The 25618-nt window shown below is 66.6% G+C and carries 26 protein-coding genes; 10 read left to right on the top strand and 16 right to left on the bottom strand.

Features of this window, described 5'->3' with window-relative positions; genetic code table 11:
* Window positions 1–73 precede the first annotated feature (73 nt).
* A complete protein-coding gene (locus tag ASF61_RS09145) occupies window positions 74–274 on the top strand; it encodes a hypothetical protein (protein WP_056154269.1) in 201 nt (66 codons plus the stop codon).
* Window positions 275–390: 116 nt separating this feature from the next.
* Here the strand turns inward: ASF61_RS09145 and ASF61_RS09140 are convergent, their stop codons facing one another.
* Window positions 391–1146: a Crp/Fnr family transcriptional regulator gene (locus ASF61_RS09140; RefSeq protein ID WP_056154268.1), complete on the bottom strand. Its 756-nt coding sequence runs from the start codon at window positions 1144–1146 to the stop codon at window positions 391–393.
* Window positions 1147–1327: 181 nt separating this feature from the next.
* Window positions 1328–2497, bottom strand: a complete 1170-nt coding sequence (locus ASF61_RS09135; protein WP_056154264.1) for a 4-hydroxybenzoate 3-monooxygenase — start codon at window positions 2495–2497, stop codon at window positions 1328–1330.
* 136 nt (window positions 2498–2633) lie between these two features.
* Here ASF61_RS09135 and ASF61_RS09130 point away from each other — a divergent pair, with 136 nt between their 5' ends.
* The gene (locus ASF61_RS09130; protein ID WP_056154261.1) at window positions 2634–3533 is read left to right on the top strand and encodes a helix-turn-helix domain-containing protein; all 900 of its coding nucleotides are present in this window, start codon (window positions 2634–2636) and stop codon (window positions 3531–3533) included.
* Here ASF61_RS09130 and ASF61_RS09125 read toward each other — a convergent pair.
* Window positions 3525–4301, bottom strand: a complete 777-nt coding sequence (locus ASF61_RS09125) for an IclR family transcriptional regulator C-terminal domain-containing protein (protein WP_056154257.1) — start codon at window positions 4299–4301, stop codon at window positions 3525–3527. The genes ASF61_RS09130 and ASF61_RS09125 overlap by 9 nt on opposite strands.
* Before the next feature lie 143 nt (window positions 4302–4444).
* Here ASF61_RS09125 and pcaH point away from each other — a divergent pair, with 143 nt between their 5' ends.
* From pcaH to pcaD, 4 genes are read left to right on the top strand one after another with little or no spacing between them, the layout of a single operon-like run.
* Entirely contained in the window at window positions 4445–5137 is a 693-nt protein-coding gene (gene pcaH, locus ASF61_RS09120; protein ID WP_056155391.1) for a protocatechuate 3,4-dioxygenase subunit beta, read from the top strand.
* 12 nt (window positions 5138–5149) lie between these two features.
* Entirely contained in the window at window positions 5150–5680 is a 531-nt protein-coding gene (locus ASF61_RS09115; RefSeq protein WP_056154255.1) for a protocatechuate 3,4-dioxygenase, read from the top strand.
* A gap of 12 nt (window positions 5681–5692) precedes the next feature.
* Window positions 5693–7090, top strand: a complete 1398-nt coding sequence (gene pcaB, locus ASF61_RS09110; protein ID WP_056154252.1) for a 3-carboxy-cis,cis-muconate cycloisomerase — start codon at window positions 5693–5695, stop codon at window positions 7088–7090.
* Window positions 7087–8358 (top strand): 3-oxoadipate enol-lactonase, encoded by a 1272-nt coding sequence (gene pcaD / locus ASF61_RS09105; RefSeq protein ID WP_056154250.1) that lies wholly within the window; start codon window positions 7087–7089, stop codon window positions 8356–8358. The genes pcaB and pcaD overlap by 4 nt, the downstream gene beginning before the upstream one ends.
* 89 nt (window positions 8359–8447) lie before the next feature.
* Here pcaD and ASF61_RS09100 read toward each other — a convergent pair whose 3' ends face one another.
* Genes ASF61_RS09100 through ASF61_RS09090 form a run of 3 tightly spaced genes read right to left on the bottom strand, consistent with a single transcriptional unit; the run spans window position 8448 to window position 11732 of the window.
* Window positions 8448–9644, bottom strand: a complete 1197-nt coding sequence (locus ASF61_RS09100) for an ABC transporter substrate-binding protein (protein WP_056154248.1) — start codon at window positions 9642–9644, stop codon at window positions 8448–8450.
* A gap of 46 nt (window positions 9645–9690) precedes the next feature.
* The gene (locus ASF61_RS09095) at window positions 9691–10662 is read right to left on the bottom strand and encodes a PDR/VanB family oxidoreductase (RefSeq protein ID WP_056155388.1); all 972 of its coding nucleotides are present in this window, start codon (window positions 10660–10662) and stop codon (window positions 9691–9693) included.
* A complete protein-coding gene (locus ASF61_RS09090) occupies window positions 10659–11732 on the bottom strand; it encodes an aromatic ring-hydroxylating dioxygenase subunit alpha (RefSeq protein WP_056154245.1) in 1074 nt (357 codons plus the stop codon). The genes ASF61_RS09095 and ASF61_RS09090 overlap by 4 nt, the downstream gene beginning before the upstream one ends.
* Window positions 11733–11857: 125 nt before the next feature.
* On the opposite strand from ASF61_RS09090, the gene ASF61_RS09085 reads away from it, so the two are divergent.
* Window positions 11858–12343, top strand: a complete 486-nt coding sequence (locus ASF61_RS09085; protein ID WP_056154241.1) for a MarR family winged helix-turn-helix transcriptional regulator — start codon at window positions 11858–11860, stop codon at window positions 12341–12343.
* 43 nt (window positions 12344–12386) lie between these two features.
* On the opposite strand, the gene ASF61_RS09080 is transcribed toward ASF61_RS09085, so the two are convergent.
* From ASF61_RS09080 to ASF61_RS09050, 7 genes are all read right to left on the bottom strand, one after another.
* Complete coding sequence (locus ASF61_RS09080) at window positions 12387–13088, bottom strand: ABC transporter ATP-binding protein (protein WP_056154238.1); 702 nt, start codon at window positions 13086–13088, stop codon at window positions 12387–12389.
* Window positions 13081–13848 (bottom strand): ABC transporter ATP-binding protein, encoded by a 768-nt coding sequence (locus ASF61_RS09075; RefSeq protein WP_056154235.1) that lies wholly within the window; start codon window positions 13846–13848, stop codon window positions 13081–13083. Before ASF61_RS09075 ends, ASF61_RS09080 begins: the two co-directional genes overlap by 8 nt.
* Window positions 13845–14843 (bottom strand): branched-chain amino acid ABC transporter permease, encoded by a 999-nt coding sequence (locus ASF61_RS09070; protein ID WP_229205800.1) that lies wholly within the window; start codon window positions 14841–14843, stop codon window positions 13845–13847. The genes ASF61_RS09075 and ASF61_RS09070 overlap by 4 nt, the downstream gene beginning before the upstream one ends.
* A 47-nt stretch (window positions 14844–14890) precedes the next feature.
* Window positions 14891–15757, bottom strand: coding sequence for a branched-chain amino acid ABC transporter permease (locus ASF61_RS09065; RefSeq protein WP_056154229.1), 867 nt, complete (start codon window positions 15755–15757; stop codon window positions 14891–14893).
* Between the two features lie 112 nt (window positions 15758–15869).
* On the bottom strand, window positions 15870–17072 hold the full coding sequence (pcaF, locus tag ASF61_RS09060; protein WP_056155386.1) for a 3-oxoadipyl-CoA thiolase: 1203 nt from the start codon (window positions 17070–17072) through the stop codon (window positions 15870–15872).
* A gap of 11 nt (window positions 17073–17083) precedes the next feature.
* Window positions 17084–17776 (bottom strand): CoA transferase subunit B, encoded by a 693-nt coding sequence (locus ASF61_RS09055; RefSeq protein WP_056154226.1) that lies wholly within the window; start codon window positions 17774–17776, stop codon window positions 17084–17086.
* Complete coding sequence (locus ASF61_RS09050; RefSeq protein WP_056154223.1) at window positions 17773–18438, bottom strand: 3-oxoacid CoA-transferase subunit A; 666 nt, start codon at window positions 18436–18438, stop codon at window positions 17773–17775. Before ASF61_RS09050 ends, ASF61_RS09055 begins: the two co-directional genes overlap by 4 nt.
* A gap of 153 nt (window positions 18439–18591) precedes the next feature.
* On the opposite strand from ASF61_RS09050, the gene ASF61_RS09045 reads away from it, so the two are divergent.
* Window positions 18592–19437 carry an IclR family transcriptional regulator C-terminal domain-containing protein gene (locus tag ASF61_RS09045; RefSeq protein WP_056154220.1) on the top strand — a complete coding sequence of 282 codons (846 nt, stop codon included), beginning with the start codon at window positions 18592–18594 and terminating at the stop codon, window positions 19435–19437.
* Here the strand turns inward: ASF61_RS09045 and ASF61_RS09040 are convergent.
* Window positions 19434–20525, bottom strand: a complete 1092-nt coding sequence (locus ASF61_RS09040; RefSeq protein WP_056154217.1) for a porin — start codon at window positions 20523–20525, stop codon at window positions 19434–19436. The genes ASF61_RS09045 and ASF61_RS09040 overlap by 4 nt on opposite strands.
* Before the next feature lie 228 nt (window positions 20526–20753).
* Here ASF61_RS09040 and ASF61_RS09035 point away from each other — a divergent pair, with 228 nt between their 5' ends.
* Both ASF61_RS09035 and ASF61_RS09030 read left to right on the top strand, forming a co-directional pair.
* Complete coding sequence (locus ASF61_RS09035) at window positions 20754–21932, top strand: ABC transporter substrate-binding protein (protein WP_056154214.1); 1179 nt, start codon at window positions 20754–20756, stop codon at window positions 21930–21932.
* Window positions 21933–22073: 141 nt separating this feature from the next.
* Window positions 22074–22277 carry a DUF3606 domain-containing protein gene (locus ASF61_RS09030; protein ID WP_056154211.1) on the top strand — a complete coding sequence of 68 codons (204 nt, stop codon included), beginning with the start codon at window positions 22074–22076 and terminating at the stop codon, window positions 22275–22277.
* Window positions 22278–22298: 21 nt separating this feature from the next.
* On the opposite strand, the gene ASF61_RS09025 is transcribed toward ASF61_RS09030, so the two are convergent.
* Window positions 22299–24455, bottom strand: a complete 2157-nt coding sequence (locus tag ASF61_RS09025; protein WP_229205774.1) for a TonB-dependent receptor — start codon at window positions 24453–24455, stop codon at window positions 22299–22301.
* 200 nt (window positions 24456–24655) lie between these two features.
* Entirely contained in the window at window positions 24656–25564 is a 909-nt protein-coding gene (locus ASF61_RS09020; RefSeq protein ID WP_156369506.1) for an alpha/beta hydrolase, read from the bottom strand.
* Between the last annotated feature and the right edge of the window lie 54 nt (window positions 25565–25618).

Raw genomic sequence — 25618 nt, 5'->3', positions numbered from 1 at the left:
GCCGCCGCCTGCCGCACGCGCCAAGGTGAGGCACCGTACAGCCGCGAGCAGGAGCGCAGGGCAGAATGCATCCATGGACACCTCGCACTACATCGTCAACAAACCGCACCCCGCGGCCTATGCCCTGCACCGCCAGATGGTGGCCGTGCAGCGCACCATGACGGCTGCCACGGTGGAGGAATCGATGCGGGCTGCGCGCTGGGCCAATGCCTGGTATCAGCTGGTGCAGCGCATGCTCGACCAGATCCAGCAGATGCCACGCTACCTGCACTGAACGCCGTACCGCCGGCGAAGTCCGGCTGCGATCAGTCGCTGGCCTGAACGGCAAAATGCGAAAAACCCGGCCGCGCTGGCGGCAGGTTTTTCGCATTCGAATGCAAGTGACTGACGTTACGCAGGGGTGTAGCAGCCACCGGCGCGGCGTTCCATGCCAGCGCGGTCGATCACGGTCACGGTGCCGCGGCGGTAGACGATCAGACCCTCCTCCTGCAGCTTGCCGGCCGAGCAAGTAATGCTTTCACGGCGCACGCCGAGCATGTTGGCGATCATTTCCTGGGTAACTTTCAGTTCGTTCGACAGCGAGCGGTCCAGGCGTTCGAGCAGCCAGCGGCACAGGCGCTGCTCGATGCTGCCGTGGCGCACGCCGGCCACGGTTTGCGCCAGCTGCGCGAACAGGGCGCTGGTGTGACGCATCAGTTGCTGCGCCAGGGCGCCGCCGCTGAAGAAGGCGTTGCGCAGCACGGCGGCGCGCACGCGGTAGCCGTAACCGGAGGTTTGTACGACAGCCGAGCAGTTGGCGCGCTCGGTTTCATACATCGAGACGCCGACCACGCCTTCGCGGCCGACCACGGCGATCTCGGTGGCGCCGCCCTCTTCGGTCACGTACTGCAGCGAGACGATGGCGTTGGTCGGGAAGAATGCGTATTCCATCTTGTCGCCCATGTCGAACAGGTGCTTGCCGGCTTCCAGCGGCACCAGTTCCAGGTGTTCGAACATCGAGATCAGTTCTTCGCGCGACAGCGCGCGCAGCAGTTCGTTCTGCTGGGCGCCGGTCAGGCTCACCATGGGCGCCGCGTCCGCCGCGATGGTACGACCTGCGTTACCGAGCGTGTTGGCGGAGACGGAAGTTTGCGTAGCGTGGAACATGGTGGGCCTCTTATGTGGTGTTGTTGTCTGCTGCCGGCGCCTAGTGACAGGTGCCGGCTTGTTGACCAACACTATATCGCCGCTATGTTCGCTACCTTATAGGAGCACCTACAGGCCTAATGTAGGTTAGGAACATAACATAGCGTAAGACCAATCCTACCCGTTGACCGCCATCGTGCGGCTAGAAGTCGCCGACGTAGTTTTCCGCGATCGCCGTGGCCATCGCGCGCGAAGCGACGATATTGGACAGTTCGGCGCGCTGCATCTCGCGTTCGAACGGCGTGGCATCGTCGAACTTGTGCAGCAGCCGGGTCATGGTCCACGAAAAATACTCGGCGCGCCAGATCCGCTTGAGCGCCTGCTCGGTGTAACCGGCCAGCAGCGTGTCCTTGCCCTGCCTGTAGTACTGCTCAAAACCGCGCGCCAGCAGCTTGACGTCGCCCACGGCCAGGTTCATGCCCTTGGCCCCGGTCGGCGGCACGATGTGCGCCGAATCGCCGGCCAGGAACAGGCGCCCGGCCTGCATCGGCGTCGAGACGAAACTGCGCATGGCGATGATCCCCTTCTGGAAGATGCGGCCTTCGTTGAGCTTCCAGCCATCGTTGTTCTCCAGGCGCGCGTGCAGTTCGGCCCAGATACGGTCGTCCGACCAGTTGTCGACATGGTCTTTCGGGTCGCACTGGAAGTATAGCCGCTGCACGGTTGGCGAACGTGTGCTGATCAACGCAAAACCGCGATCGTGCTGCGCGTAGATCAGTTCTTCCGAGGATGGCGCCGACTCCACCAGGATGCCGAACCAGCCGAACGGATAGATGCGCTGGAAGTCACGCCGGCGGTCCTGCCCCGGCATCGAGGCGCGCGATACGCCGTGGTAGCCGTCCGCACCGATCAGGAAGTCGGCGTGCAGGTGGGCCGATTCGCCGCGATGGGTGAAGGTGACCGACGGTTTGTCGCTCTCGACGCCATGCAGTGCCACGTCGGACACCTCGAACAGCAGCTGGCCCTGCGCCGCCAGGCGCGCCGCCACCAGGTCCTTGATCACCTCGTGCTGCGGATAGACGGTGATGGCCTTGCCGGTCAGCTCCGTCAGGTCGATGCGGTGGCGCTTGCCGTCGAACGCCAGCTCGAAGCCGTGATGCAGCGCACCGACGGTGCGCATGCGCTCGCCGACGCCGGACGCGTTGAGGATGTCCATCGTGCCCTGTTCCAACACGCCGGCACGGATGGTCGCCTCGATATCGGCGCGCGAGCGCGTTTCGAGCACCACCGATTCGATGCCCTGCAGATGCAGCAGATGGGATAACAGAAGGCCGGCCGGGCCGGCGCCGATGATGGCGACCTGGGTTTGCATGGTGATGTCTCCGATGGGTTGATCTCAGGGTGATCCGATGTTATGGCTGCATCGTAGCGCCGGCCCGGCAGAAAAAACATGGAGGAAAGCGCATAAAACTTGTACTATTTCGACAGTCCCTCACACTTCGCCCGCCATGCCCGACACCGCGCCGCCACCGGACCACGCCACCGCCGCCATCCCGCGTTTCGCGCTGTACGGCGAGCAAACACGGGCCGACAACGCGGAATTCGTGCACATCGAACTGATCGAAACGCGCAGCCGCGTCTACGACTGGCACATCGGCCGCCACACCCATCCCGGCATGTTTCAGGTACTTTTTCTATTCGGCGGCGAAGTGCGGGCCGACGTCGAGGACGCGGTGTGGGAATGCCGCGGACCGACCGTCATCACCATCAACCCGGCCGTGACCCACGGCTTCGATTTCGCGCCCGAGGCGCACGGCTACGTGCTGACGGTGGACCAGAACGTGGTGTTTTCCGCCGCCGAAAACCAGGCCGACCTGTATGCGACGCTGTTTCTCGCGCCGCTGGCGATCGACCTGGCGGCGCTGCCCGACATGCGCGCGCGCCTGGAAGCGCTGCTCCAGCAATTGCTGGCCGAGGCCACCTGGCCGCAGCACGGCCATACCTTGATGCTCGACTGGCTGGCGCGCTGCGTGCTGCTGCTGCTGGTGCGCGTGCATGCCGAGCACCGCTTCGCCGACCAGTCGGGTCGCAGCGACTTCGAACTGTTTTCGCGCTTCCGGGCCGAGGTCGAGCAGCATTACAAGGATCAATGGCAGGTAGCCGACTACGCCGCTGCGCTGCGCGTCACGCCGACCCGCCTCAACCGCCTGTGCCTGAAGCTGGCCGGCAAATCGGTGTTCGACATCGCCCAGGACCGGCTGATGCTCGAAGCATGCCGCAAGCTCACCTATGTCCCGGCCAGCATCGCCAGCATCGCCTACGAGCTCGGTTTCCAGGACCCGGCCTACTTCAGCCGCCTGTTCAAGAAGCAGTCGGGCATGACGCCGAAAGCCTTCCGCTCAAAGTAGCGCGTTCAGTTCTACCTGGATCTTGAGCAGCGCCGGCAGGCAGCGCTCGACCATGGCGGCGGGCGGCATGCGCCCCGCGTGCACGCTGATGTTCATGGCAGCCACCACCTCGTTGCGGAAATTCCTCAGCGGCACCGACAGCGTGCGCAGCCCCAGTTCCAGCTCCTGGTCCACCAGCGCATAGCCCTGGGCGCGGGCGCGCGCGATTTCCAGCGCCAGGCGCTCCTTGCCGACGATGGTGTGCACGGTGATCGGTTCCGGCTGCACGCGCGCCAGATAGGCGTCCAGCTGCTGCGGCGGCAGGCTGGCCAGCAGCATGCGGCCGTTGGCGGTGCACCACGCCGGCACCCGGGTGCCCGGCTGCAGCGTGGCCGACACCAGCTGGCCGGCGCTGACCGCCGCTACACATACCAGCTGGTCGTGATCGAGGATGCCGACGGACGCGGCTTCGCCGAGCGAGTACGCGAGCCGGTACAACAGCGGCTGCGCCAGGCGCGGCAAGCGCGCCGAATGCAGGTAGGACTGTCCCAGGCGCAGCACCATCGGCGTCAGCGCAAACAGCTTGTTCTCGTGCCGCATATAGCCGAGGTGGGTGAGCGTGATCAGGTAGCGCCGCGCTGCCGCGCGCGTGAGTCCCGTGTGCGCGGCCACCTCCGCGATACTGAGGCGGCTGCGCTCCTGGTCGAACGCCTGGATCACCTGTAAGCCTTTTTCCAGGCCGGCTACCAGGTCGCGCGCACTGGGGAGCATGTCGTCGTCGGCGGTCATGGATGGGTAACAGGATAGATAGTCGAATATTTGGGCGCTATGCGCACAATTGGTGCGGATAGCGAATATAGCACGCAGCAGGCGGCTTGTGCGACGCCAGCGCTTTCCCTACCATCGTCGGCACCAACCCCAAGGAGACTGCTGTGAAATTCGATCCCGTCGCCGCCGGCGTCTATCCGGACTTCGTCTATCCGCCGTATAAATCCACGCTCAAGCGCGGCCCGCAGCAGCCTGCGCTGCGCATCGCCGCACCGCTGCCCGTGAGCGCCAACATCGCGCCCTCGCCGCGCATCCTGCTGCCGTACGATACCGACCTGACCGCGCAGGGCGATGGTGCGCCGCTGGGCGAAAAAATCGTGGTCACCGGCCGCGTGACCGATGAAGACGGCAAGCCGGTGCGCAACTCGCTGCTCGAAGTGTGGCAGTGCAATGCGGCTGGCCGCTATCGCCACAAGAAGGACCAGCACGACGCGCCGCTAGACCCCAACTTCAATGGCTGGGGCAAGATGATGACCGACGATGAAGGCCGCTACCGCTTCGTCACGATCAAGCCCGGCCCCTACCCCTGGGGCAATCACCACAAGGCCTGGCGCCCGGCCCACATCCATTTTTCCCTGTTCGGCAATGTGTATGCACAGCGCCTGGTCACGCAGATGTACTTCCCCAGCGACCCGCTGTTCGACTACGACCCGATCTTCCAGAGCATTCCCGACCTGGCCGCGCGCCAGCGCTTGATCTCGCGCTTCTCGCTGGAACACACGGTGAGCGACCAGATGCTGGGCTACGAATTCGACATCGTCCTGCGCGGCCGCGACGCCACGCCCATGGGCATCTGAGGAGCACACGACATGACCACTCCCATCACCACCGCGCAAACCATCGGTCCGTTCTCGCACGAAGCCTGGCAATGGGCCGCAGACCTCGGCAAGGCCGCCAACGCCGGCAGTGCCGCAGCGGGCGGCATCACCATCAGCGGCACCATCTACGACGGCGACGGCGTGCCGATCAACGACGCCCAGATCGAAACCTGGCAGCCCGGCGCCGCCGGCGTCGAGCGCGCGCTCGATATGCCGGCATTCCGCCGCATTCCCAGCGACGAGCAAGGCGGCTTCGCCTTCACCCTGGCCGACATCGACATGGCGGCGGAGCCGGGCCAGCCGGTGGCGTACGTCACCGTGTTCGCGCGCGGCCTGGTCAAGCACCAGTTCACCGCCGTGTTCCTGGCCGACGATGCCGGCCTGGAAAAATCGGCGATACTGGCGCAGGTGCCGGCAGCACGCCGTCCCACCCTGCTGGCCGCGAAAACGGCCGACGGCCAGTATCGCTGGGACATCCGCATGCAGGGCCCGCAGGAAACCGCCTTCTTCGATTACATCTAGCCTGGAGCTGCAGTGAGTGTCTCGATCTTCGACAGTTTTTTGACCTCGACCGACATGATCGCCGTGTTCGACGACGCGGCCATCGTGCAGGGCATGTTCCGCTTCGAACAGGCGCTGGCGCAGGCGCAGGCCGACGAAGGCCTGCTGCCGCAATCTGCGGCACGCGCCATCGCCGGCGTGTGCAACGCCCAGCTGTACGATATTGCGGCGCTGATCGCCGCCGGCCGCCGCGCCGGCAGCCTGGCCATCCCGCTGGTAAAAGAACTGACCCGCACGGTGGCGCTGTACGACCAGGAAGCGGCCGGCAAGGTCCACTGGGGCAGCACCAGCCAGGACGTGATCGACACGGCCATGGTGCTGGTCACGCGCGATGCGCTGCAACTGCTCGACGACGGCCTGCACGACCTCACCGGCCGGCTGCTGCTGCTGGCAGGTGAACACCTGGCCACGCCGGTGCTGGCGCGCACGCTGATGCAGCCGGCGCAAGTGACCAGCTTCGGCTTCAAGCTGGCCGGCTGGCTGGCGCCGCTGGTGCGCGCGCGCGGCCGCCTGCGCGAGTGCGCTGCGCGCGCCCTGCAACTGCAACTGGGCGGCGCCGTGGGCACGCTGGCGGCCATGGGCGAACGGGCGCCGGCGGTTGCTGCGCGCATGGCCGACGCGCTCGGCCTGCGGCTGGCCGATGCGGCATGGCACACGCAGCGCGACGACTGGGTGCGACTGGGCCTGGAAGTGGCCGTGCTGACGGGCAGCCTGGGCAAGCTGGCCACGGACCTGAGCCTGATGGCGCAGGGAGAAATCGCCGAACTGGCCGAACCGTCGGGCAACGGCCGTGGCGGTTCGTCGGCCATGCCGCACAAGCGCAACCCGGTATCGGCCATGATCGCACTGGCCGCCGCCACCCGCACGCCGCAGCATGCCGCCGCGCTGCTCGGCGCCATGGGACAGCAGCACGAACGGGGCCTCGGCAACTGGCAGGCCGAACTGGCCGAGTGGCCGGGCCTGTTCCTCTCCGCGCACGGCGCGCTGCAGGCGCTGGACGAAGCGTTTGCCGGCCTGCAGGTCGATGGTGCGCGCATGCGCCGCAATATCGACGCACTGCAAGGGCTGGTCTTCGCGGAAGCGGCATCGGGCTACCTGGCCGCCACCATCGGCAAGCCGGCCGCCCACGCGCTGCTGGAAAAAATGACGGCCGAGACGCTGGCCAGCGGCCGCCACCTGGCCGATGTGCTGGCGGCAGCCCTCGCTGCCGATCCGGCGCTGCAGGCAGCGGTGGACCTGGCGCAGCTGCGCACCCTGTTCGATCCGGTGGCCGCCACCGACCCCGCGCGCAAGCTGGCGCAGCAGCAGCTAGACCGCCTGCGCAACGACATCAACAACTTCAGCAAACGTCAGCCAGGGAGTACGCCATGAGTTTCGATCCGATCGACCACGACTTCGAGCGTGGCCTGGGCAACCGCCGCGCCATCCTCGGCGATGCGTGGGTCGAGCGTTCGCTCGGCAACGCCAACAATTTCAACGCCGACTTCCAGAACCTGATCACGCGCTACGCCTGGAACGAGATCTGGGGCCGGCCCGGCCTCGAGCAAAAAACCCGTCGCGCCATCGTGCTGTCGATCACCATCGCGCTCGGCCGCTGGGAAGAATTCGACCTGCACGTGCGCGCCGCGCTGCTGGGCGAAGACGGCAACCGCCTGACGCCGGACGAGTTGAAGGAAGTGCTGATCCAGTCGGCGATCTATGCCGGCGTACCGGCCGCCAACACCGCCTTTACCCATGCCATGGCGATCCTGCGCGAAGTCGGTCCGCAGATCGGATACGAACTCGCGCCCGCAGCGCCGCTGGACGCCAGCCATCCCGGCGTCGGCCGCGCCGGCCGCAGCAACCGCAGTGGCAACGGTCCCGCATTGCACTACACGGTGCGCGAACCGCGCAGCGGCAAGGCGCCGCGCCACACGGTGGTGCTCAGCCACGCGCTGGGCTGCGACCTCACGATGTGGGACCGGCTGGCCACCGAACTGGCGCTGGAACACCGCGTGATCGCCTACGACCACCGCGGCCATGGCAGCTCGGCGTCGCCTGCCGGCGCGTACACGATGGCCGACCTGGCCGACGACGCAGCGGCGCTGCTGCGCGAGCGCGACACCGGACCGGTCGTATGGATCGGCTTGTCGATGGGCGGCATGGTAGGCCAGGAGCTGGCGCTGCGCCACCCGTCGCTGGTACGCGCGCTGGTGCTGGCCAACACCACGTCCGGCTATCCGGCGCCGGTGCAGGAAGTCTGGCGCCAGCGCATCGCCACCGTGCAGGCGCAAGGCATCGAAGCGATTGCCGACGCGGTGATGGGCCGCTACTTCCATGACGATTTCCGCGCCGCCCACCCGGGCACAGTGGCGCGCTTCCGGCGCCGGCTGGTGGCCACCGACGCAGCGGGGTACGCCGGCTGCTGTCACGCCGTGGGCACGGTGGACACCACGGCGCGGCTGGCGCAGATCAAGGCGCCCACGCTGGTCATCGCGGGAGAACTGGACCAGGGCACGCCCCCCGCCATGGCGCAGGTGCTGGCCACGGCCATCGACGGGGCGCAGCTGGACGTACTGGCGCAGGCCTCGCACCTGAGTGCCATCGAACAGCCGCAGGCGTTCAACAGCGCCGTGCACCGCTTCATCGCCACGCTCTGATCCGGCGCGGACGTGCCGGCTGCCGGCGCGCCGAGCGCCTTGGCAGCCCCCATGGCGTGCGCAGCGACCGCGCGCCGCGCCCGCACCGCTCACACGCCCGGGTCGCGCACCTTGTCCACCTGGTCGAACTCCACGTTGTAATAGCCGCCGGCCACCAGCTGCGCCTTGCGGATGTACACGGTCTGCACGATATCGCGCGTGGCCGCATCGATGCCGACCGGGCCGCGTACGCTGGTCCAGGCCATGCCTTTCATGGCAGCCAGCAGCTTGTCGCCAGTGCTGTCGCCGCCCGTCTTGGTGAGGGCTTGATACAGCAGGTGCATGCCGTCGTAGCCGCCGACCGCGTGGAAGTTCGGGCGCATGCCCTTGTTCGCCTTCTGGAAGGCGTCCACGAACGCCTTGTTGTCGGCCGACGGGTGCGCAGCCGAGTAATGGTGGCTGCTGACCACGCCCGCTGCTGCCGGGCCGATGCTGGCCATCAGGTCGTCGTCGAGCACGTCGCCGGTGCAGATCAGCCGCACGCCCGCTGCCGCCAGCCCGCGCTCGGTGAACTGCTTGAGCGCCGCTGCTCCCTCGCCCGAGGGCACGAACACGAACAGCGCATCCGGTTTCAGGTCGCGCACCTTGGCCAGGAACGGCGCGTAGTCGGGGTTGCGCAGCGGCGCACGCACGGTGTCCACCACCTTGCCGCCGCCTTCGGTAAAGCCCTTGACGAACACCTTTTCGGCATCGATGCCGGGTCCGTAGTCGCTGACCAGCGTCACCACGGTGCGGATCCGGTTCTTTGCCGCCCATTGCGCCATGGGCGCGGTCACCTGCGCCAGCGTGAAACCGGTACGCACGATGTACGGCGACCGTTGCGGAATCACCGATGTTGCCGCCGCCATCACGATCATCGGCACCCTGGCCTGGGTGGCCACGGGGGCTGCCGCAAACGCCAGCGGCGTCAGGCCGAAGCCGGCCAGCACCTGCACCTTGTCGCGCGCGACCAGTTCCTGCGCCAGGCGCTTGGTGACGTCGGGCGAAACGCCGCCATCGTCCTTGATGATCAGCTCCACCGGCCGTCCGGCCACCGTGGCGCCCCGCTGGGCGAGGTACAGCCTGACGGCCGCTTCGATCTGCCTGCCGGTGGAGGCAAAAGGCCCGGACATCGGCAGGATCAGGCCCACCTTGACCGGTTCGGCAGCAAGCGCCGCCAGCGGCAGCAGGGCGGTGGACAAGCCGGTGGACAGGGCGGCGGCGCCCAGCACGATGCGGCGGCGCGGTTGGTCGATCTGGTCGTTCATGGTGTCTCCGTTGCTATTGTTGTAGTGTGTTTCCTGGTTCGCGCTGTTACAGATCGAGCAGCAGCGCCGGCGTTTTGGCGCGCGAGCAGCATGGCGTGAACTGGTCGTTGGCGGCCTGCTCGTCCTCGGTCAGGTACTGGTCGCGGTGATCGGGAATACCGTCGAGCACGCGCGTCAGGCAGGTGCCGCACACGCCCTGCTCGCACGACGCCGGCACGAACACGCCGGCGTCTTGCAGCACCTGCATCACGGTCACGCCGGCCGGTACGGTGTAGGCGGCGCCGCTGGACCTGATCCGCACTTCGAACGGCTGGTCGCCCTCGGCCTGCTCGACGACCGCACCGAAATATTCGAGATGCAGCTGGTCGGCCGGCCACTGCTGCTGCGCGGCGCACACCTTGACGTGCTCGATGAAGCCGGCCGGCCCGCAAAAGTAGATGTGGGTGCTGCGGTCGAGCGTCGCCAGCAGTGCCGGCAGATCCAGGTGGCGGGCGCCGTCGCCGCTGTCGAAGTACAGATGCGCGGCGGCGGCGAAGCTGGAGGCGGCGATGCGCTCGCGAAAGGCCATACGCTCGGGCGAGCGCGCGCAGTAATGAAGTTCGAACTGCGCGCCCGCTTGCGACAAGGCTTCCGCCATGGCCAGGATGGGCGTGACGCCGATGCCGCCGGCGAGCAGCAGGCTGCGCCCCTGGCCCGATGCGTCCACCAGCGGGAACAGGTTGCGCGGCGCGCCGATCTCGATGATGTTGCCGGCCTCGATGGCGTCGTGCATCGCCTGCGAACCGCCGCGCGAGGCCGGGTCGCGCAGCACGCCGATCACGTAGCGGTGGCGCTCACCGGGTGCGTTGCACAGCGAGTACTGGCGCACCAGGCCGGGCGCCACGTGGACATCGATATGTGCGCCGGCAGCAAACGCCGGCAGCGCGCTGCCGTCCACGCTCACCAGTTCGTAGCTGCAGATATCGTCCGCCTCGCGCGTCCGGCGCGCGACCCGGACGCTGAGCAGACCGGCGCTCATGCCGGCTGCTCCGCCGCAGCTGCCGGCGCTGCCGGCGCTGCCGCCGCAGCGTCCTTCGCCAACCACTGGTCCAGCACCCGGCGCGACTGCACGCCGCCGGCATCGATATTGAGCGCGAGCAGCTTGCGCTCGGGATGACGCAGGATATTGGCCTGCTGCAGCTCCAGCATTTCGCGGTCTTCGCTGAAGATCTTGCCCTGCCCTTCGCGGATGGACGCGGTCAGCGCCTGGTCTTCGGGCTTGAAGTTGCGCGCCATGCCCCAGAAATACCAGTGCGAGGTTGCGCTTTCCGGCGTGATGAAGTCGACCACGATGCTCGACGCCTTCAGGTGCGCGGGCGCGTCGTAGCCGCCGTTGCCCGCGTGCGCGACGCCGACCTCGATCATCACGTGGCTGGGCGGCGTGAAGCGGCAGATCTGCCAGCGGTCGACCGGGACGTCGTCGGCCAGGCCATTGCCGCGCAGGGCTGCGCGCCAGAACGGCGGCGCCATGATGTTTTCCATGTAGCGGCTGGTGATCACCTCCTCGCCGTTGACGCGGGTGGTGACCGGCGCCTCGTCGATCTCCTTCTGGCCGATGCTCGACGCGTGCACATAGGTCTCGTGCGTGAGGTCCATCAGGTTGTCGATCATCAGCCGGTATTCGCAGTTGATGTGATACAGGCCGCCGCCGTAGGCCCACTCCGGGCTCTCGGCCCATTCCAGATACGGTATCTGGGCCGGGTCGGCCAATGCGCGGTCGCCGGGCCACACCCAGATGAAGCCGTGACGCTCCTCCACCGCGTAGCTGCCGATGCACGGAAAACCGCGCACGCGCTGGCCGGGCATGCTGACCACCTTGCCGTCGCAGCCCATTTCCAGGCCGTGATAGCCGCAAACGAGCTTGCCGTCGCGGACAAAGCCCAGCGAGAGGGGGGCGCCGCGATGCGGGCAGAAATCCTCGACTGCCGCCACCTTGCCGTCGGCGCCGCGATAGAACACGATCTTCTCGCCACAGATCTGGCGCCCCAGCGGCTTGCCGTCGATTTCGTCCGGTGTGCACGCCACATACCAGGTATTTTTCGGGTACATCTTGGTCTCCTTTTTATATATTCAGTACACTGAATGTCTTAAAGTATAGTCCTGAACGCAGCGAAGTAAACCTGCGCTGCCAACTCTTTTCATATTGCGCCGCACCAGCGCGGCCGGGAATCTTCATGCCAGAAACCGACAACAGCTTGATCAATCTGTACGACCATCCGGGCCACCTGCTGCGCCGCGCGCAGCAGATTTCGGTATCGATCTTTTACGACGAAATGGGCAGCGAACTGACGCCGGTCCAGTACGCGGTGCTGGGCAACCTGGCGGCCCACCCGGGCACCGACCAGGTGTCGCTGGCCGCACTGACCGGCATCGACACGTCCACCGGCGCCACCGTGTGTGCGCGGCTCGAGGAAAAAGGCCTGTTGCAGCGCAAGGTGATCCCCACCAACCGCCGCCAGCGCGCGCTCACCATCACGGCTGCCGGCGAGCGCCAGCTGGCCGCCATGGTCACGGGCGCCCAGCGCCTGCGGCGCCGCCTGCTGGCGCCGTTGACGCAAGCCGAGCAGCTGCAGTTCATGGCGCTGCTGACCAAGCTGGTACAGGCAAACAATGCGCAGAGCCGCGCGCCGCTGACGCCCGCCGCCGGCGGCGAAAAATAGCGCGCAGTGGGCGCACTGGGCGCAGCAGGCGCAGCGGCCGAATTCAGGCCACCGCCACCAGCCGGTCGAGCTTGTCGCCATCGGCCAGCAGGCTGGCGCTGTCCGAGTCGTGCACGATGCGGCCGCGATCGAGCACGATGGCGCGCTTGGTGAGCGACAGCGCCAGGCGCGCATGCTGTTCCACCACGATCACCGACATGCCCTCTTCTTCGACCAGCTTGCGGATCACCCGCACCAGGTCCTGCACGATGATCGGCGCCAGCCCTTCCATCGGCTCGTCGAGCAGCAGGATGCGCGGATTGGTCATCAGGGCGCGTGCGATGGCCACCATCTGCTGCTCGCCGCCAGACAGCTGGTTGCCCATATTGCTGCGGCGCTCGAACAGGCGCGGGAAGATCTGGTAGATCTTCTGCAGGTTCCATGGCCCCGGGCGGGCCACCACGGTCAGGTGCTCCTCCACCGTCAGCGACGGGAACATATGGCGCTCCTGCGGCACCCAGCCCAGTCCTGCGCGGGCGCGCTTGTGGGTGGACAGGCGGCCGATGTCGGCGCCATCCCAGTGGATGCCGCCGCCGTGCAGGCGGGTCAATCCCATCATGGTGACCAGCAGACTGGTTTTGCCCACGCCGTTACGACCGAGCAGGGCCAGGCTGTCGCCCTCGTTCATGGCAAACGACACGCCCTCGAGCACGATCGATTCGCCGTAGCCGGCCGTGACATTGTCGAGCTTTAGTAATTCACGCATGGTCGGCCTCTCCCAGATACACTTCCCTGACGCGCGGATCGGCCGCGATTTCCTCCGGTGTGCCTTCGGTCAGCACCTTGCCGCCCACCATGACCGTGATGCGGTCGGCGAAGCGGAACACCAGTCCCATATCGTGTTCGATGAACAGCACCGTCACGTCGCGCGGCAGGTCGGCCAGCACCTCGAACAGTTCGCGGCTCTCCGCCGACGGTATGCCCGCTGCCGGCTCGTCGAGCAGCAGGATGCGCGGCCTGGTGGCCAGCGCCAGCGCGATTTCCACCAGCCGCTGCTTGCCATACGCCATGCTGCGCGTGATGCTGTTGGCCTGGTCGGTCAGCTTCAGGGACGCCAGCAGCGCCATCGCTTCGGCGATCACGTCGGGATGGTTGGCCACGGTTTTGTACCAGACCGACTGCAGGCCGCGCCGCTCGGAGATGGCCAGCGCCACCGATTCGAGCACCGTCATGCCGGCAAACAGGGTATTGAGCTGGAAAGTGCGCGTCATGCCGCGGTGAACCCGTTCGTGCTGCGGCAGCGCGGTGATGTCGGCGCCGCCCAGGTACACCTTGCCGCTGCTGGGCATGAAGCTGCCCGTCAGCAGGTTGATGAAGGTGGTCTTGCCGGCGCCGTTGGGACCGATCAGCGCATGGCGCGCGCCCGGCTTGAAGGTCAGGCTGACATCGCTGTTGGCCAGGAAAGCGCCCCAGCGCTTGGTCAGCCCTTCGGTGCGCAAGGTGATATCGCTGCTTGGGTTGCTCATGCCGCCTCCTTCTTCGCTTTGAAACCGCCCGCCAGTTTTTCCAGGCCGCCCAGGATGCCGCCGCGCGCGAACAGCACGATCAGCACCAGCAGCAGACCGATATAGAACTGCCAGTAGGCGGGATTGAGGCCGGAGATGTAATCCTGCGCCACCATGAACACGGCCGCGCCGATCAGGGCGCCGTACAGGCGCCCGGTGCCGCCGAGGACCAGCATGATCAGCAGTTCGGCCGAGCGCGGGAAGCCCAGTGCATCGAGGCCGACGAACTGCGTGGTCTGCGCCAGCAGCCCGCCCGCCACGCCGGCAATCACGGCCGACACGGTGTAGATGGCGATCAGGCGCCGGTTGACGTTGACGCCCAGCGACGGCATGCGGCGCACGCCTTCGCGGATGCCGATCAGGCTCAGACCGAACGGCGACTTGACCAGCCGGCGCAGCACCACGAAGATGATGAACAGCACGGCAAAGCTGTACCAGAACGCTACCGTGCCATTGAGGTCGAACTCGAACTTGCCGAACAGGCTGCCGACCATCATGCCCGACAGGCCATCGACGCCGCCGGTCAGCCAGGCCGCCTTGTTGGCCGCCTCGTGCAGCATCAGGCAGATGCCCAGCGTGACCATCAGGCGGGTGAGATCCTGGCCGCGCACGACCAGGAACGACACGATCAGGCCGAACAGACCGGCCACCACGGCCGCCGCCAGCAGGCCGCTGAGCGGCTCACCCCAGCCATGCACGGCCAGCAGACCCGCCGTGTAGGCGCCCAGGCCGAAAAACGCTGCATGGCCGAGCGAGACGATGCCCGCGTAGCCGAGGATCAGGTCCAGCGAGACCGCGAACAGGCCGACGATCATGATCTGGCTGATCAGCACCAGGTAGCCGGGGAAGGCAAAGTAGGCAGCCACCGGCAGCAGCCAGAACACGATCTCCAGCGGTTTCCAGCGGTCGTTCGGCAGGTGCAGACGGGTGGTCGGGGCGATCGGATCTGGCGTCATGGCGGTCTTCGCAGCAGGGAGGGTTTTCACGGTATCGGTCATGGCAGTCATGCTTTCCTCCGCATCAGGCCGGCAGGGAACACGATCAGCAGCACTACCATCAGCGCATAGATCACGAAGGCGCCGATCTGCGGCACATAGTATTTACCGGCGACGTCGAAGATGCCGAGGATGAGCGCCGCCACCAGCGGTCCCTTGATGGTGCCGGCGCCGCCGACGGCCACCACCAGCAGGAAGTACACCATGTACTTGACCGGGAAGCTCGGGTCGAGTCCCAGCACGTCGATGCCGAGCGCGCCGCCGAGGCCGGCCAGGCCGGAGCCGAGCGCAAAGGTCAGGCTGAACACCAGGCTGACGTTGATCCCGAGCCCGGCGGACGCGGTCTGGTTATCGACCGAGGCGCGGATCTGCGCGCCGAAGCGGGTGCGCTCGATCAGCAGGCCGAGCGCGATGGTGACCAGCACCACCAGGCCGATCAGGAACACCCGGTAAGCGCCGACGTCCAGGCCCAGCACGTGCACCTGGCCGCGCAGCCAGTCCGGCAGCGTGACCGGCTGCTGGGTGGGACCGAAGAAATAAGTGGCGGCTGCCACCGACATGAAGGTCAGGCCGATCGAGAACAGCACCTGGTCCAGGTGGCTGGCCTTGTACAGGCGGCGGTACAGCAGGCGCTCGAGCACCAGGCCCACCGCGGCTGCGGCGATGAAGGCCAGCGGCAGCGAGGCCAGGAACGGCACGCCCAGGCTCGACAACACCATCACGCTGACGTACCCGCCCAGCATGGCAAACGCGCCGTGGGCCAGGTTGATAAAGTTCATCATGCCCATCGTGACCGACAGGCCGACGCTGATCAGGAACAGCAAGCTGCCATAGGCGATGCCGTCGAACAGCACGCCGGCGAAATTGGCTAGCATGGCTGCCCCCGTTTCTTGTCCAGGCGCTCTGCGGCGCCGTCTTGGTTTGGTTCGTTCATTGTGTCTCCTGCCATTCTCGAACTTGGTTGGAACTGCCTTCAATCACATCGTGTCAGACTTTCTCGATGATGATCGCGATGCCCTGCCCCACGCCGATGCACATCGTGCACAGCGCGTAGCGTCCGCCGTGCTGCTGCAGCTGCCAGGTGGCGGTGGTGACCAGGCGTGCGCCGCTCATGCCCAGCGGGTGACCGAGCGCGATGGCGCCGCCGTTGGGATTGACGCGCGGGTCGGTGTCGGACAGACCCAGCTCGCGCAGCACGGCCAGCCCCTGCGCAGCGAATGCTTCATTGAGCTCGATCCAGTCCATCTGCTCGAGCGTGAGGCCGGTCTGGCGCAGCAGCTTGCGCACCGCCGGCACCGGGCCGATGCCCATCACGCGCGGCGCCACGCCGGCCGTGGCCATGCCGACGATGCGCGCCAGCGGCTTGAGGCCATGCTGCTGCGCCGCCTCGGCGCTGGCGATCAGCAGCGCGCAAGCGCCGTCGTTGATGCCCGAGGCGTTGCCGGCGGTGACGCTGCCATCGGGCCGCACCACGCCTTTCAGCTTGGCCAGCGCCTCGATGGTGGTGGCGCGCGGGTGTTCGTCCTGCGCGAACACGATGGCGTCCCCCTTCTTTTGTGCGATGGTCACCGGCACGATCTCGCGCGCGAACACCCCTGCAGCGATCGCGGCGGCGGCCTTGTTCTGGCTGGCCAGCGCAAAGGCATCCTGGTCGGCGCGGCTGACCTGGTAGTCGCCGGCGACGTTTTCCGCCGTCTCGGGCATGCTGTCCACGCCGTACACCTGTTTCAGGGCCTGGTTGATGAAGCGCCAGCCCATGGTGGTGTCGTACAGCGCGGCGCTGCGCGAGAAGGCGCTGTCGGCCTTGCCCATGACGAACGGCGCGCGTGTCATCGATTCCACGCCGCCGGCGATGATCAGGCTGGCGTCGCCGGCCTGGATCGCGCGGGCCGCCGTGCCCACGGCATCCATGCCGGAGCCGCACAGGCGGTTGAGCGTGGTGCCGGGCACCTCGATCGGCAGGCCGGCCAGCAGCAGCGACATGCGCGCCACGTTGCGGTTGTCTTCGCCGGCCTGGTTGGCGCAGCCGTAGTACACATCGTCCACCTGATCCCACTTCACGCCCGGGTGGCGTTCCACCAGCGCGCGCAGCGGCACGGCGCCCAGGTCGTCGGCGCGCACGTCCTTCAGGGCGCCGCCGTAGCGCCCGATCGGGGTGCGCACCGCGTCGCAGATATAAGCATCGTTCATGATCAATCCTTTCATTGTCTGAGCCTGGCGCCGGTGGCTGCCTGCAATTCTTCAAAAGTGAGGCCGGGCGCCATTTCCAGCACCGTCAAGCCGTCCTTGCCCACGTCGAGCACCGCCATGTCGGTGTAGATGCGGTTCACGCATGCCACGCCGGTGAGCGGATAGCTGCATGCCTCGACGATCTTGCTCTCGCCCGTCTTGGTCACATGGTCCATCATCACGAACACCTGCTTGGCGCCGATGGCCAGGTCCATGGCACCGCCCACGGCCGGAATCGCGTCCGGTGCGCCGGTATGCCAGTTGGCCAGGTCGCCGTGTTCGGACACCTGGAACGCGCCGAGCACGCACACGTCGAGGTGGCCGCCGCGCATCATCGCGAACGAATCGGCATGGTGGAAATAGGCGCCGCCGGTGAGCAGCGTGACCGGCTGCTTGCCGGCGTTGATCAGGTCTTCGTCCTCGTCTTCCGGCGCCGGGGCCGGCCCCATGCCCAGCAAGCCGTTCTCGCTGTGCAGGAACACCTCGCGCTCGGGCGGCAAGTAGTTGGCCACCTTGGTCGGCAGGCCGATGCCGAGGTTGACGTAGGCGCCTTCGGGAATGTCCTGCGCCACGCGCGCGGCGATCTGGTCGCGCGTATAGCGTTTGGCCGTGCTGGTGGGGTTGGCGCCATTGGCGGGGTTGCCGGGGTTACCGATATCGCTCATGCTGCCTCCTTGACGACACGCTGCACAAAAATGCCGGGCGTGACGATCGTCTCGGGATCGAGCTCGCCCAGCGCCACCACGTCGCGCACCTGGGCGATGGCGACCTTGGCGGCCATCGCCATGATCGGCCCGAAGTTGCGGGCGGTCTTGCGGTACACCAGGTTGCCCCAGCGGTCGCCGCGCAGCGCCTTGATCAGCGCGAAGTCGGCGTGGATCGGCGCTTCGAGCACATAGTGCCGGCCGTCGATCAGGCGCGTCTCTTTGCCCTCGGCCAGCAGCGTGCCGTAGCCGGTGGGCGTGAAAAAGCCGCCGATGCCGGCGCCGGCAGCGCGGATGCGCTCGGCCAGGTTGCCCTGCGGCGTCAGTTCGAGTTCGATGTCGCCGGCGCGGTACAGCGCATCGAAATGCTGCGAGTCCGCCTGGCGCGGGAACGAGCAGATGATCTTGCGCACCCGCTTCGCTTTCAGCAGCGCGGCCAGCCCGGTGTCGCCGTTGCCGGCGTTGTTGTTGACGATGGTGAGTTCGCGCGCGCCCTGGTCGATCAGTGCGTCGATCAGCGCGGACGGCATGCCGGCGTTGCCGAAGCCGCCGATCATGACGGTGGCGCCGTCGTGGATGTCGGCCACCGCGCGCTCCAGTGATTCAAAGGTTTTGTCGATCATAGTGTGCTTTCACGCTACATGCTGCATCCAAAATTCCGTTTTGTGCGATAATCGAACTAATGATTGATTACCGCACATTCAGTGTATGTCCTGCGTCGGCGGTGGTCAAGCGAAAGCGCCTGTCGAATCGATCGCCCGGAAGAACCTCACGCCATGCCCAAAGCCAAAGCCAAACCCACCGCCGCTCCCTCCCCTGCCGCTGCCGCAGGCCATGCACCGACCATCGCCGAGCAGATCGACGCCCTCACCGATCCCAGCTTCATGACCTCGCTCGCGCGCGGCCTGGCCGTGGTGCAGGCTTTCAGCGATTCGCGCAAGCCGCAAACCATCGCCAACATCAGCCAGAAGACCGGCATTCCGCGCGCCGCCGTGCGGCGCTGCCTGCACACGCTGCGCGCGCTCGGTTACGTCGATGCGGAGCTGAACAATTTTTCGCTGCGGCCCAAGGTGCTCACGCTCGGCTATTCCTACCTGTCCTCGACGCCGCTCACGGTGTCGGCCCAGCCCTATCTGAACAGCATCAGCCGCACGCTGAACGAATCGAGCTCGCTGGCGGTCCTCGACGATAACGAGGTGCTGTACGTAGCCCGCGCCGCTACCGCCCGCGTGATGTCGGTGGCGCTCAACACCGGCAGCCGCCTGCCCGCCTACTGCACCTCGCTGGGCCGGGTGATGCTGGCCCACCTGCCGCCGCCAGAGCTGGACCGCTACTTGGCCAGCACCACGCTGCGCGCGATGACCAAGAACACGGTCGTGAGCGAAACCGGCCTGCGCGAGATCCTGGCCGGCGTGCGCGCCGACGGCTACGCCATCAACGACGAGGAGCTGGAACTGGGTTTGCGCTCGATTGCGGTGCCGGTGCGCGGCGCCTCGGGCACGGTGCTGGCCGCGCTCAACGTCGGCGCCCAGGCGGCGCGGGTCAGCGTCCGGGAGCTGGAAAAGGAGTTCCTGCCGGTGCTGCTCAAAGGTGCGCAGGAACTCTCGATTCTGCTGCCTTAAAAACTGTGCCGCAGGCCGGCCATGACGCCATTCTGCGTCTTGCCCACGCCCACCGAGCCGCCCGCATCGAGCGCCACCGCCGACAGGCCGCTGTTTTTCATGCGGCCGATGCCAACGTAGGTGGCGGTGCGCTTGGACAGGAAGTAGGTCAGGCGCGCGACCGCCATGCTGACGTCGTCACCGCTGTTTTTCACGTCGCGGCGCGCCACCTGGGTGTCGAGCGTGGTCAGTGGCGTGAGCGGGTAGCTCAGGCCCAGGTAGTACAGGTCCGATTCGACCAGGCCGGTGGCCGCGCGCGTGGTGCGATCGATCACGCCGGCGCCGATCCTGCCCTCGCCGACCTTGACGTAACCGTTGGCGGTGATGCGCCTGTCGCTGTTGTCGCTGCTGGTCAGGCCGTTGGCGGCGCCTGCGTTCCCGTACAGGATGTCGTAGGACGCATTCAGCCCCCAGGCCGGGCTCTCGTAGCCGAGCAGGCCGGTCACCTGGCGGCAGGCCTTGGCGTTGCCCGCCACCTCGCCGGGGCAGCCCGTCGCAGCCGGACCACCGGCGGACGAGGTGTCGCGCCCGGTGCTGTAGGTGGCGCCGACCACGAAGTTGTTGAAGTTGCCGAGGTAGCCGATGGCGTTGTCGCTGCGGGCGTTCGGCAGGTAGGGATCGATGCTGCCGATGGCGAACAGGTTAGGTCCCATCACGTCGGACTTGAAGCCGGCGATGTAGGTCATGTTGATCTGGCGGCCCAGGGTCAGCGTGCCGAAGCTGCCTTTCAGGCCCACCGACGCCTGGCGGCCGAACAGGCGGTTACCCTGCCCCATGGCGCCGCTGTCGACTGCCAGGCCCGATTCGAGCGTGAAGACCAGCTGCAGGCCGTCACCGAGGTCCTCGACGCCGCGGAAACCGATCCGCGACGGCAGCGTGCCGGTCAGCGACGGCACCTTGGTGACCGAATTGCCGGCAGCGTTGGCGTTGGTGGTGTACACCATGCCGGTGTCGAGCAGGCCATACACGGTCACACTGCTCTGCGCCATGGCAGCGGACGCGCCCAGGCATGCCATCAGCGCCACGGCGCCACGGATACTGTTTTTCATTACCGTCTCCTGTTGATTTTATGGTCTTGGTATCGTTATCTGTCTCGCGATCAGCATGTGCGATCAACGAACAACTGGTTGTTGATCGCACATAAATTCGATACTATGTTCGTCGCGGGGCAATGTCAAGCTACCTGATATCTTCACCAAGTATCGCTGCCGCGCTGCCCGCGCCACGATCCGCGTCGACCAAATCGTGGACCAAAAACAGAACAACTGGAGACCGGCATGAACAGGAAAAATTTTGTCAAAACGGGAGTGGTCGCGGCGGCGCTGACGCTTGCTTTCGCTACCCACGCCCATGCGCAGGACACCATCAGAATCGGTGTGATTGCCGCCTTTTCCGGCCCGTTTGCCGACTACGGCAAGCAGATCGAAGGCGGCATCAAGGCTTACATGGCGCAGCACGGCGCTACCGTCGCCGGCAAGAAAATCGAGATCATCGTCAAGGACACCACCGGCCCGGCGCCGGAAGTGGCCAAGCGCCTGGCGCAGGAACTGGTGGTGCGCGACAAGGTGGACTTCCTGGCCGGTTTCGGCCTGACGCCTGAAGCGCTGGCCGTGGCGCCGATTGCGCAGCAAGCCAAGAAGCCGATGATCATCATGAACGCGGCCACCTCGTCGATCACCACCAAAAGCAGTTACATCGCCCGCTTCTCGATGACGCTGCCGCAAATCTCGGCGCCGATGGCCACCTGGGCCGCGAAGAACAATATCAAGAAGGTGGTGACGCTGGTGGCCGACTACGGCCCCGGCATCGATGCCGAAGCCGCGTTCAAGGCGGAACTGGTGAAAGGCGGCGGCACGGTGACCGAGGCGATCCGCGTCCCGCTGCGCAATCCGGAATTTGCGCCGTACATCCAGCGCATCAAGGACGCCAAGCCCGACGCCGTGTTCATCTTCGTGCCGGCCGGCGAACAGAGCATCGCGTTCATGAAGGGCTACCGCGAACGCGGCCTGGCCGCCGCCGGGATCAAGGTGATCGCCACCGGCGACCTGACCGACGACCACGTGCTGCCGGCCATGGGCGACGCCACGCTGGGCGTGATCACCACGTTCCACTACTCGGCCGCCCACAAGTCGCCGGAAAACGCCGCTTTCCTGAAAAGTTTTGCCGCTGCCAACCCGGGCGGCGGACGGCCCAATTTCATGGCAGTGGCAGCCTACGACGGCATGGCAGCCATCTACGACGTGGCCCGCAAACTGGACGGCAAGATCGACGGCGACAAGGCGATGGCGGTGCTCAAGACGATCAGGCTGACCAGTCCGCGCGGGCCGATCGCGATCGATCCGGCCACGCGCGACATCGTGCAGACGGTGTACGTGCGCAAGGTGGAAAAAGTCGGCAACGAGGTCTATAACGTCGAGTTCGACCAGTTCCCCGCCATGAAGGACCCGGGCAAATAAGCTACGGGCCTGGGGCGGATCGCGCTGCTGTCAACCGGCAGCGCGTCAGTTGCGTTAAGGGAAGGTCTCGACACCGGATGCCGGCAATGGCAAGCCAGCACGGCGGCAAGACACTCTCGCGCACAATGGAGCTGGACGATCATGCAAGCATACGCAAACAACAACCCGGTAGCCGCCTCCACCACGGCAGCCACGGCAAGCCGCCAGGGCTTCATCAATCCTCACCACGTGCAGGAAGTCCGTTACTGGGCCGAAGAATTCCACATCTCGCCAGCGCGCCTGATCGCTGTGGTGCGCGAAGTCGGCCGCAACCTCTACGAAGTGCGCAAGCGCCTGGCGCTGTAAGCGCCGCGCGCCGCGCCGGCATCAGAAGCGCAGCGCGTAGCCCAGGCTCAGCGTGCGGCCGCGTCCGGCAAAATACCGGCGCGGCTCGACCAGCGCACTTTGCGAGTAATAGGTGATGTAGTTGCGGTCGAACAGGTTGGCCACCGACAGGCGCAGTTCGCCGTTGCCGCGACCGAGCTGGTAGCGGGCGGTGGCGTCGGCCAATGTGTAGCCGCCGAATCGCTTGTCCGCCTCGTCGAAGTTCTGGCTGAACGCATGCTGGGCCTGCACGAAGGTGGACCAGCGGTCGTTCCAGTCGGCGTTCCAGCTGGCGATCACGCGGTTGGGGGCCACGTTCAGTCCATCGAGCTTGCCGTCGAGCGACCCGTCCTGGTTGCTGTCGTAGCGGCCCCTGGTGGCGGCGTACGACAGCTTGAGGCGGTGGGCCCGGTCGAGGCGGTAGGCCGCCCCCAGGTCCAGGCCTTCGGTCCGGGTCTTTTCGCGCGCCATCATGAAGGCGCCATCGACCGCGATCACGCGGGTGCCGAAGTCGGAATCGGCGCGGAAGTACGCAGCGTCGAGATCCCAGCGGCCCTGGTGATAACGTCCGCCCAGCTCCACGCTGCGGGTCAGGATCGGCGCCAGGTCGCGCATGCTGGCGATGCTCAGGCCCGGCGTGTTAATCGCGCGCAGCACGCGGCCGATATCGGGCATGCCATACCCTTCCGAGTAACTGGAAAACAGCGTGAGGCCTGCCGCCGGGTTCCACACCAGGCCGGCGTTATACAGCGTCTCGTCGAAGCTGAGTTTGCCGCCCTGGACCAGCACGCGGCGGTACTGGGCCAGGGTGCGGTAGGTATCGACGGTGAGATCGGCCTGTTCCTTGCGCACGCCCGCGTGCAGCGTCAGCGCGTCCACCAGCTTGTACTCGCCCTGTGCGAACAGCGCATAGCTGCGGTAGGCCGACTGCGGCACATAGGTGCGCCCGGTCAGGTACAGGTCCTGCTTGCCCTTGTCGAACAGGGTGTCGAAGCCGACCGTCAGCTTGAGCCGGCCATCGAGCAGGCCGTCGCGCATCAGACCGACCTTGCTGCCGGTCTTGGCCGCGACCGAGCGCGACTGGTCGTACAGGGTGCCGGGCGGCGCGATCAGCGGGTCCTGGAAAGTGGTGTTCAGGTCGGCGCCGAACAAGCCTTCGAATTCCTGCCTGAACACCATGGCGGTCAGTTCCATGCCGGCCAGGTCGGCGTGGCGGTAGCTCAGGCTCGAGGTCCAGACATCGTTCCAGGGCGGCGTGCCCTGCGGACTGATCCTGACCGAGGTGCTGGGAATGCCGAGCGCACGGTCGCCGGCCACCACCTGGTAGTGGGCCTTGGACTTGATCCGGTAACGGTTGACCGACAGTTGCAGGCGCTGGGCGTCGTCGAGCTGGTAGCCGAGCTTGACCAGCGCGTCATAGGTGCGCGAATCCATCAGGTCGCCCTGGGTGGTATCGGCGCCGATCGAGCGGCCCTTGCCATCGAGGTACAGGCCCTGGTCTTCATAACTGAGGCCGAAAAGGAAGTCGAACTTGTCGCGGCGGCCGCTGACGTTGTAGGCGGCCTTGTAGCTGGCCGTCTCGCTGCTGATGCCGGTCGTGGGCAGCGTGGTCTGCACGTCGAACGACTGGTTCAGCGCGCCATTTGCCGGACGCCGGGTGATGATGTTGATGGTGCCGCCGGTCGCGCCGAGGCCGTTGATCGCGTTGGCGCCCTGGACGATTTCGATGCGCTCGACCAGCGAGAAGTCGATCGTATGCGCCTCGCGCCCGGTCGGACGCAGCGGGTTCGACTGCGGCACGCCATCGACCAGGATCAGCGGCGTGCGGCCACGCAGCGTTTCACCGGAACCGCTCATCTTGCCGCGGCTCGGGGTGTACGATGGCAGCAGGTTCGACAGCACGTCCGACGAATTGCCGGAAATGGCCAGCTGCCTGGCGATGTCTTCCTGCTTGATGATGACCACCGTCTGCGGCGCCTGGTTGGCAGCGATGTTGGAGCGCGAGGCGGACACCACAACGGTAGCGTCCGTATCGTCGCACGGAGGCGGCAGCGGCGTCTGGGACCTGGCATGGCCCACCGGCGCGGCCCAGCCGAGCAGCGTGGCGCAGGCCAGCATCACGAGCGCGCGTGAGCTAGGTGCGGAGAATGTCGATGTCACGGCAAAAACCTCGTTTTTTAATTGAGAATGATTGCTATTATCATCGAAGCTTTAACTTTACGTCAAGAAAGCCATAGCATGCGGAGAAAGACAGGGTGGCGCCGAGGTTAAAAGCGCGCTGATACGCTGGGTTGTGTCGGTGGGCATACTGCAGACGGCGCTCATCGCGGGTCTGCTGCTCAAACTTTCCCATTAGGCGCTTACTGCGCCGGCGCCGGCACGCCCGCCTTGCCGCCGCCCGGCACCAGCCATCCTCCGTCAGCGAGCCAGTCGGCCAGCCGGTCCGGCCAGTGCACATCGGACAGGCGCTCCGACCGCTGCCCCATGTTGAACGCGTGGTCGGTATCCGCATACAGGTGCAGCTCGGCCGAGACGCCGGCAGCAAGCAGTTGCTGGTACAGCGCGAGTGCGGGCGGCGCGCAGCACTTGTCGTTCGATCCGGCCACGATGAAAGCCGGGGGCGCTGCGCCGGCAGCGGTGGCCGGCACGCCCAGCGGTCCCGGATAGACCAGCACCTGGAAGTCCGGGCGGGCGCTGTAGCCGTCGATCGCATCGGCTTTTCCGGCCGGCGCCGGCGCGGCATGATCGGCCACCAGCGTGACCAGTTCCCCGCCTGCCGAAAAGCCCATCACGCCGAGCCGCTGCGGATCGACCTTGAACTGCGCCGCATGCGCCCGCACCCAGCGCACGGCGCGCCGCAGGTCGGCCGCCGCGTCGCCTTCGATCGTGTAGGTGGACCCTTCTTCGCGCGCCAGCCGGTACTTGAGCACGAACGCGGTCACGCCCATGCGGTTCAGGGCGCGTGCGGCGACCAGCCCCTCGTTCTGCCACACCAGCATGCGGTGGCCGCCGCCGGGCGCGATGATCACGGCAGCGCCGTTGGCATGGCGCGCATCGGCCTGCAGCACCGTCAGCGACGGGTCGTGGATGTTGGCCACGTAGGTGTCGCGCACCGTTTCCGGCGCGCGGTGGCGCGCGCTCGGCGCCGGGCCGGCAGCGGCGCTGACCGGCGCGCCATCGGGCCACAACGGCCACGATGGCGGCGGCGACGGTTGCGCCGCTGCGGTAGCGACAAATCCCACCGCCACCATGGCGATCGACATAGCCATTGCTCGTGCCATCGCAGGCGTTGCGCGGCGTAACACGTTCAGCATCGCGCCTCC

The organism is Duganella sp. Leaf126 (assembly GCF_001423125.1).
In the GTDB taxonomy this organism is placed as follows: Bacteria; Pseudomonadota; Gammaproteobacteria; order Burkholderiales; family Burkholderiaceae_D; genus Rugamonas.
The sequence above is the reverse complement of the archived record's forward strand: the minus strand, read 5'-3'. Positions and strand labels throughout refer to the sequence as shown.

Coding starts and splice junctions, on each gene's coding strand:
- ASF61_RS09085 (WP_056154241.1), top strand. CDS start 11,858: ATGCCAGAAACCGACAACAGCTTGATCAATCTGTACGACCATCCGGGC.
- ASF61_RS09030 (WP_056154211.1), top strand. CDS start 22,074: ATGCAAGCATACGCAAACAACAACCCGGTAGCCGCCTCCACCACGGCA.
- ASF61_RS09125 (WP_056154257.1), bottom strand. CDS start 4,301: ATGACCGCCGACGACGACATGCTCCCCAGTGCGCGCGACCTGGTAGCC.
- ASF61_RS09075 (WP_056154235.1), bottom strand. CDS start 13,848: ATGAGCAACCCAAGCAGCGATATCACCTTGCGCACCGAAGGGCTGACC.
- pcaD (WP_056154250.1), top strand. CDS start 7,087: ATGAGTTTCGATCCGATCGACCACGACTTCGAGCGTGGCCTGGGCAAC.
- ASF61_RS09035 (WP_056154214.1), top strand. CDS start 20,754: ATGAACAGGAAAAATTTTGTCAAAACGGGAGTGGTCGCGGCGGCGCTG.
- ASF61_RS09065 (WP_056154229.1), bottom strand. CDS start 15,757: ATGCTAGCCAATTTCGCCGGCGTGCTGTTCGACGGCATCGCCTATGGC.
- ASF61_RS09095 (WP_056155388.1), bottom strand. CDS start 10,662: ATGAGCGCCGGTCTGCTCAGCGTCCGGGTCGCGCGCCGGACGCGCGAG.
- ASF61_RS09040 (WP_056154217.1), bottom strand. CDS start 20,525: ATGAAAAACAGTATCCGTGGCGCCGTGGCGCTGATGGCATGCCTGGGC.
- ASF61_RS09050 (WP_056154223.1), bottom strand. CDS start 18,438: ATGATCGACAAAACCTTTGAATCACTGGAGCGCGCGGTGGCCGACATC.
- ASF61_RS09130 (WP_056154261.1), top strand. CDS start 2,634: ATGCCCGACACCGCGCCGCCACCGGACCACGCCACCGCCGCCATCCCG.
- ASF61_RS09055 (WP_056154226.1), bottom strand. CDS start 17,776: ATGAGCGATATCGGTAACCCCGGCAACCCCGCCAATGGCGCCAACCCC.
- ASF61_RS09045 (WP_056154220.1), top strand. CDS start 18,592: ATGCCCAAAGCCAAAGCCAAACCCACCGCCGCTCCCTCCCCTGCCGCT.
- ASF61_RS09080 (WP_056154238.1), bottom strand. CDS start 13,088: ATGCGTGAATTACTAAAGCTCGACAATGTCACGGCCGGCTACGGCGAA.
- ASF61_RS09140 (WP_056154268.1), bottom strand. CDS start 1,146: ATGTTCCACGCTACGCAAACTTCCGTCTCCGCCAACACGCTCGGTAAC.
- ASF61_RS09070 (WP_229205800.1), bottom strand. CDS start 14,843: ATGACGCCAGATCCGATCGCCCCGACCACCCGTCTGCACCTGCCGAAC.
- ASF61_RS09100 (WP_056154248.1), bottom strand. CDS start 9,644: ATGAACGACCAGATCGACCAACCGCGCCGCCGCATCGTGCTGGGCGCC.
- ASF61_RS09090 (WP_056154245.1), bottom strand. CDS start 11,732: ATGTACCCGAAAAATACCTGGTATGTGGCGTGCACACCGGACGAAATC.
- ASF61_RS09145 (WP_056154269.1), top strand. CDS start 74: ATGGACACCTCGCACTACATCGTCAACAAACCGCACCCCGCGGCCTAT.
- ASF61_RS09020 (WP_156369506.1), bottom strand. CDS start 25,564: ATGGCTATGTCGATCGCCATGGTGGCGGTGGGATTTGTCGCTACCGCA.
- pcaF (WP_056155386.1), bottom strand. CDS start 17,072: ATGAACGATGCTTATATCTGCGACGCGGTGCGCACCCCGATCGGGCGC.
- ASF61_RS09115 (WP_056154255.1), top strand. CDS start 5,150: ATGACCACTCCCATCACCACCGCGCAAACCATCGGTCCGTTCTCGCAC.
- ASF61_RS09135 (WP_056154264.1), bottom strand. CDS start 2,497: ATGCAAACCCAGGTCGCCATCATCGGCGCCGGCCCGGCCGGCCTTCTG.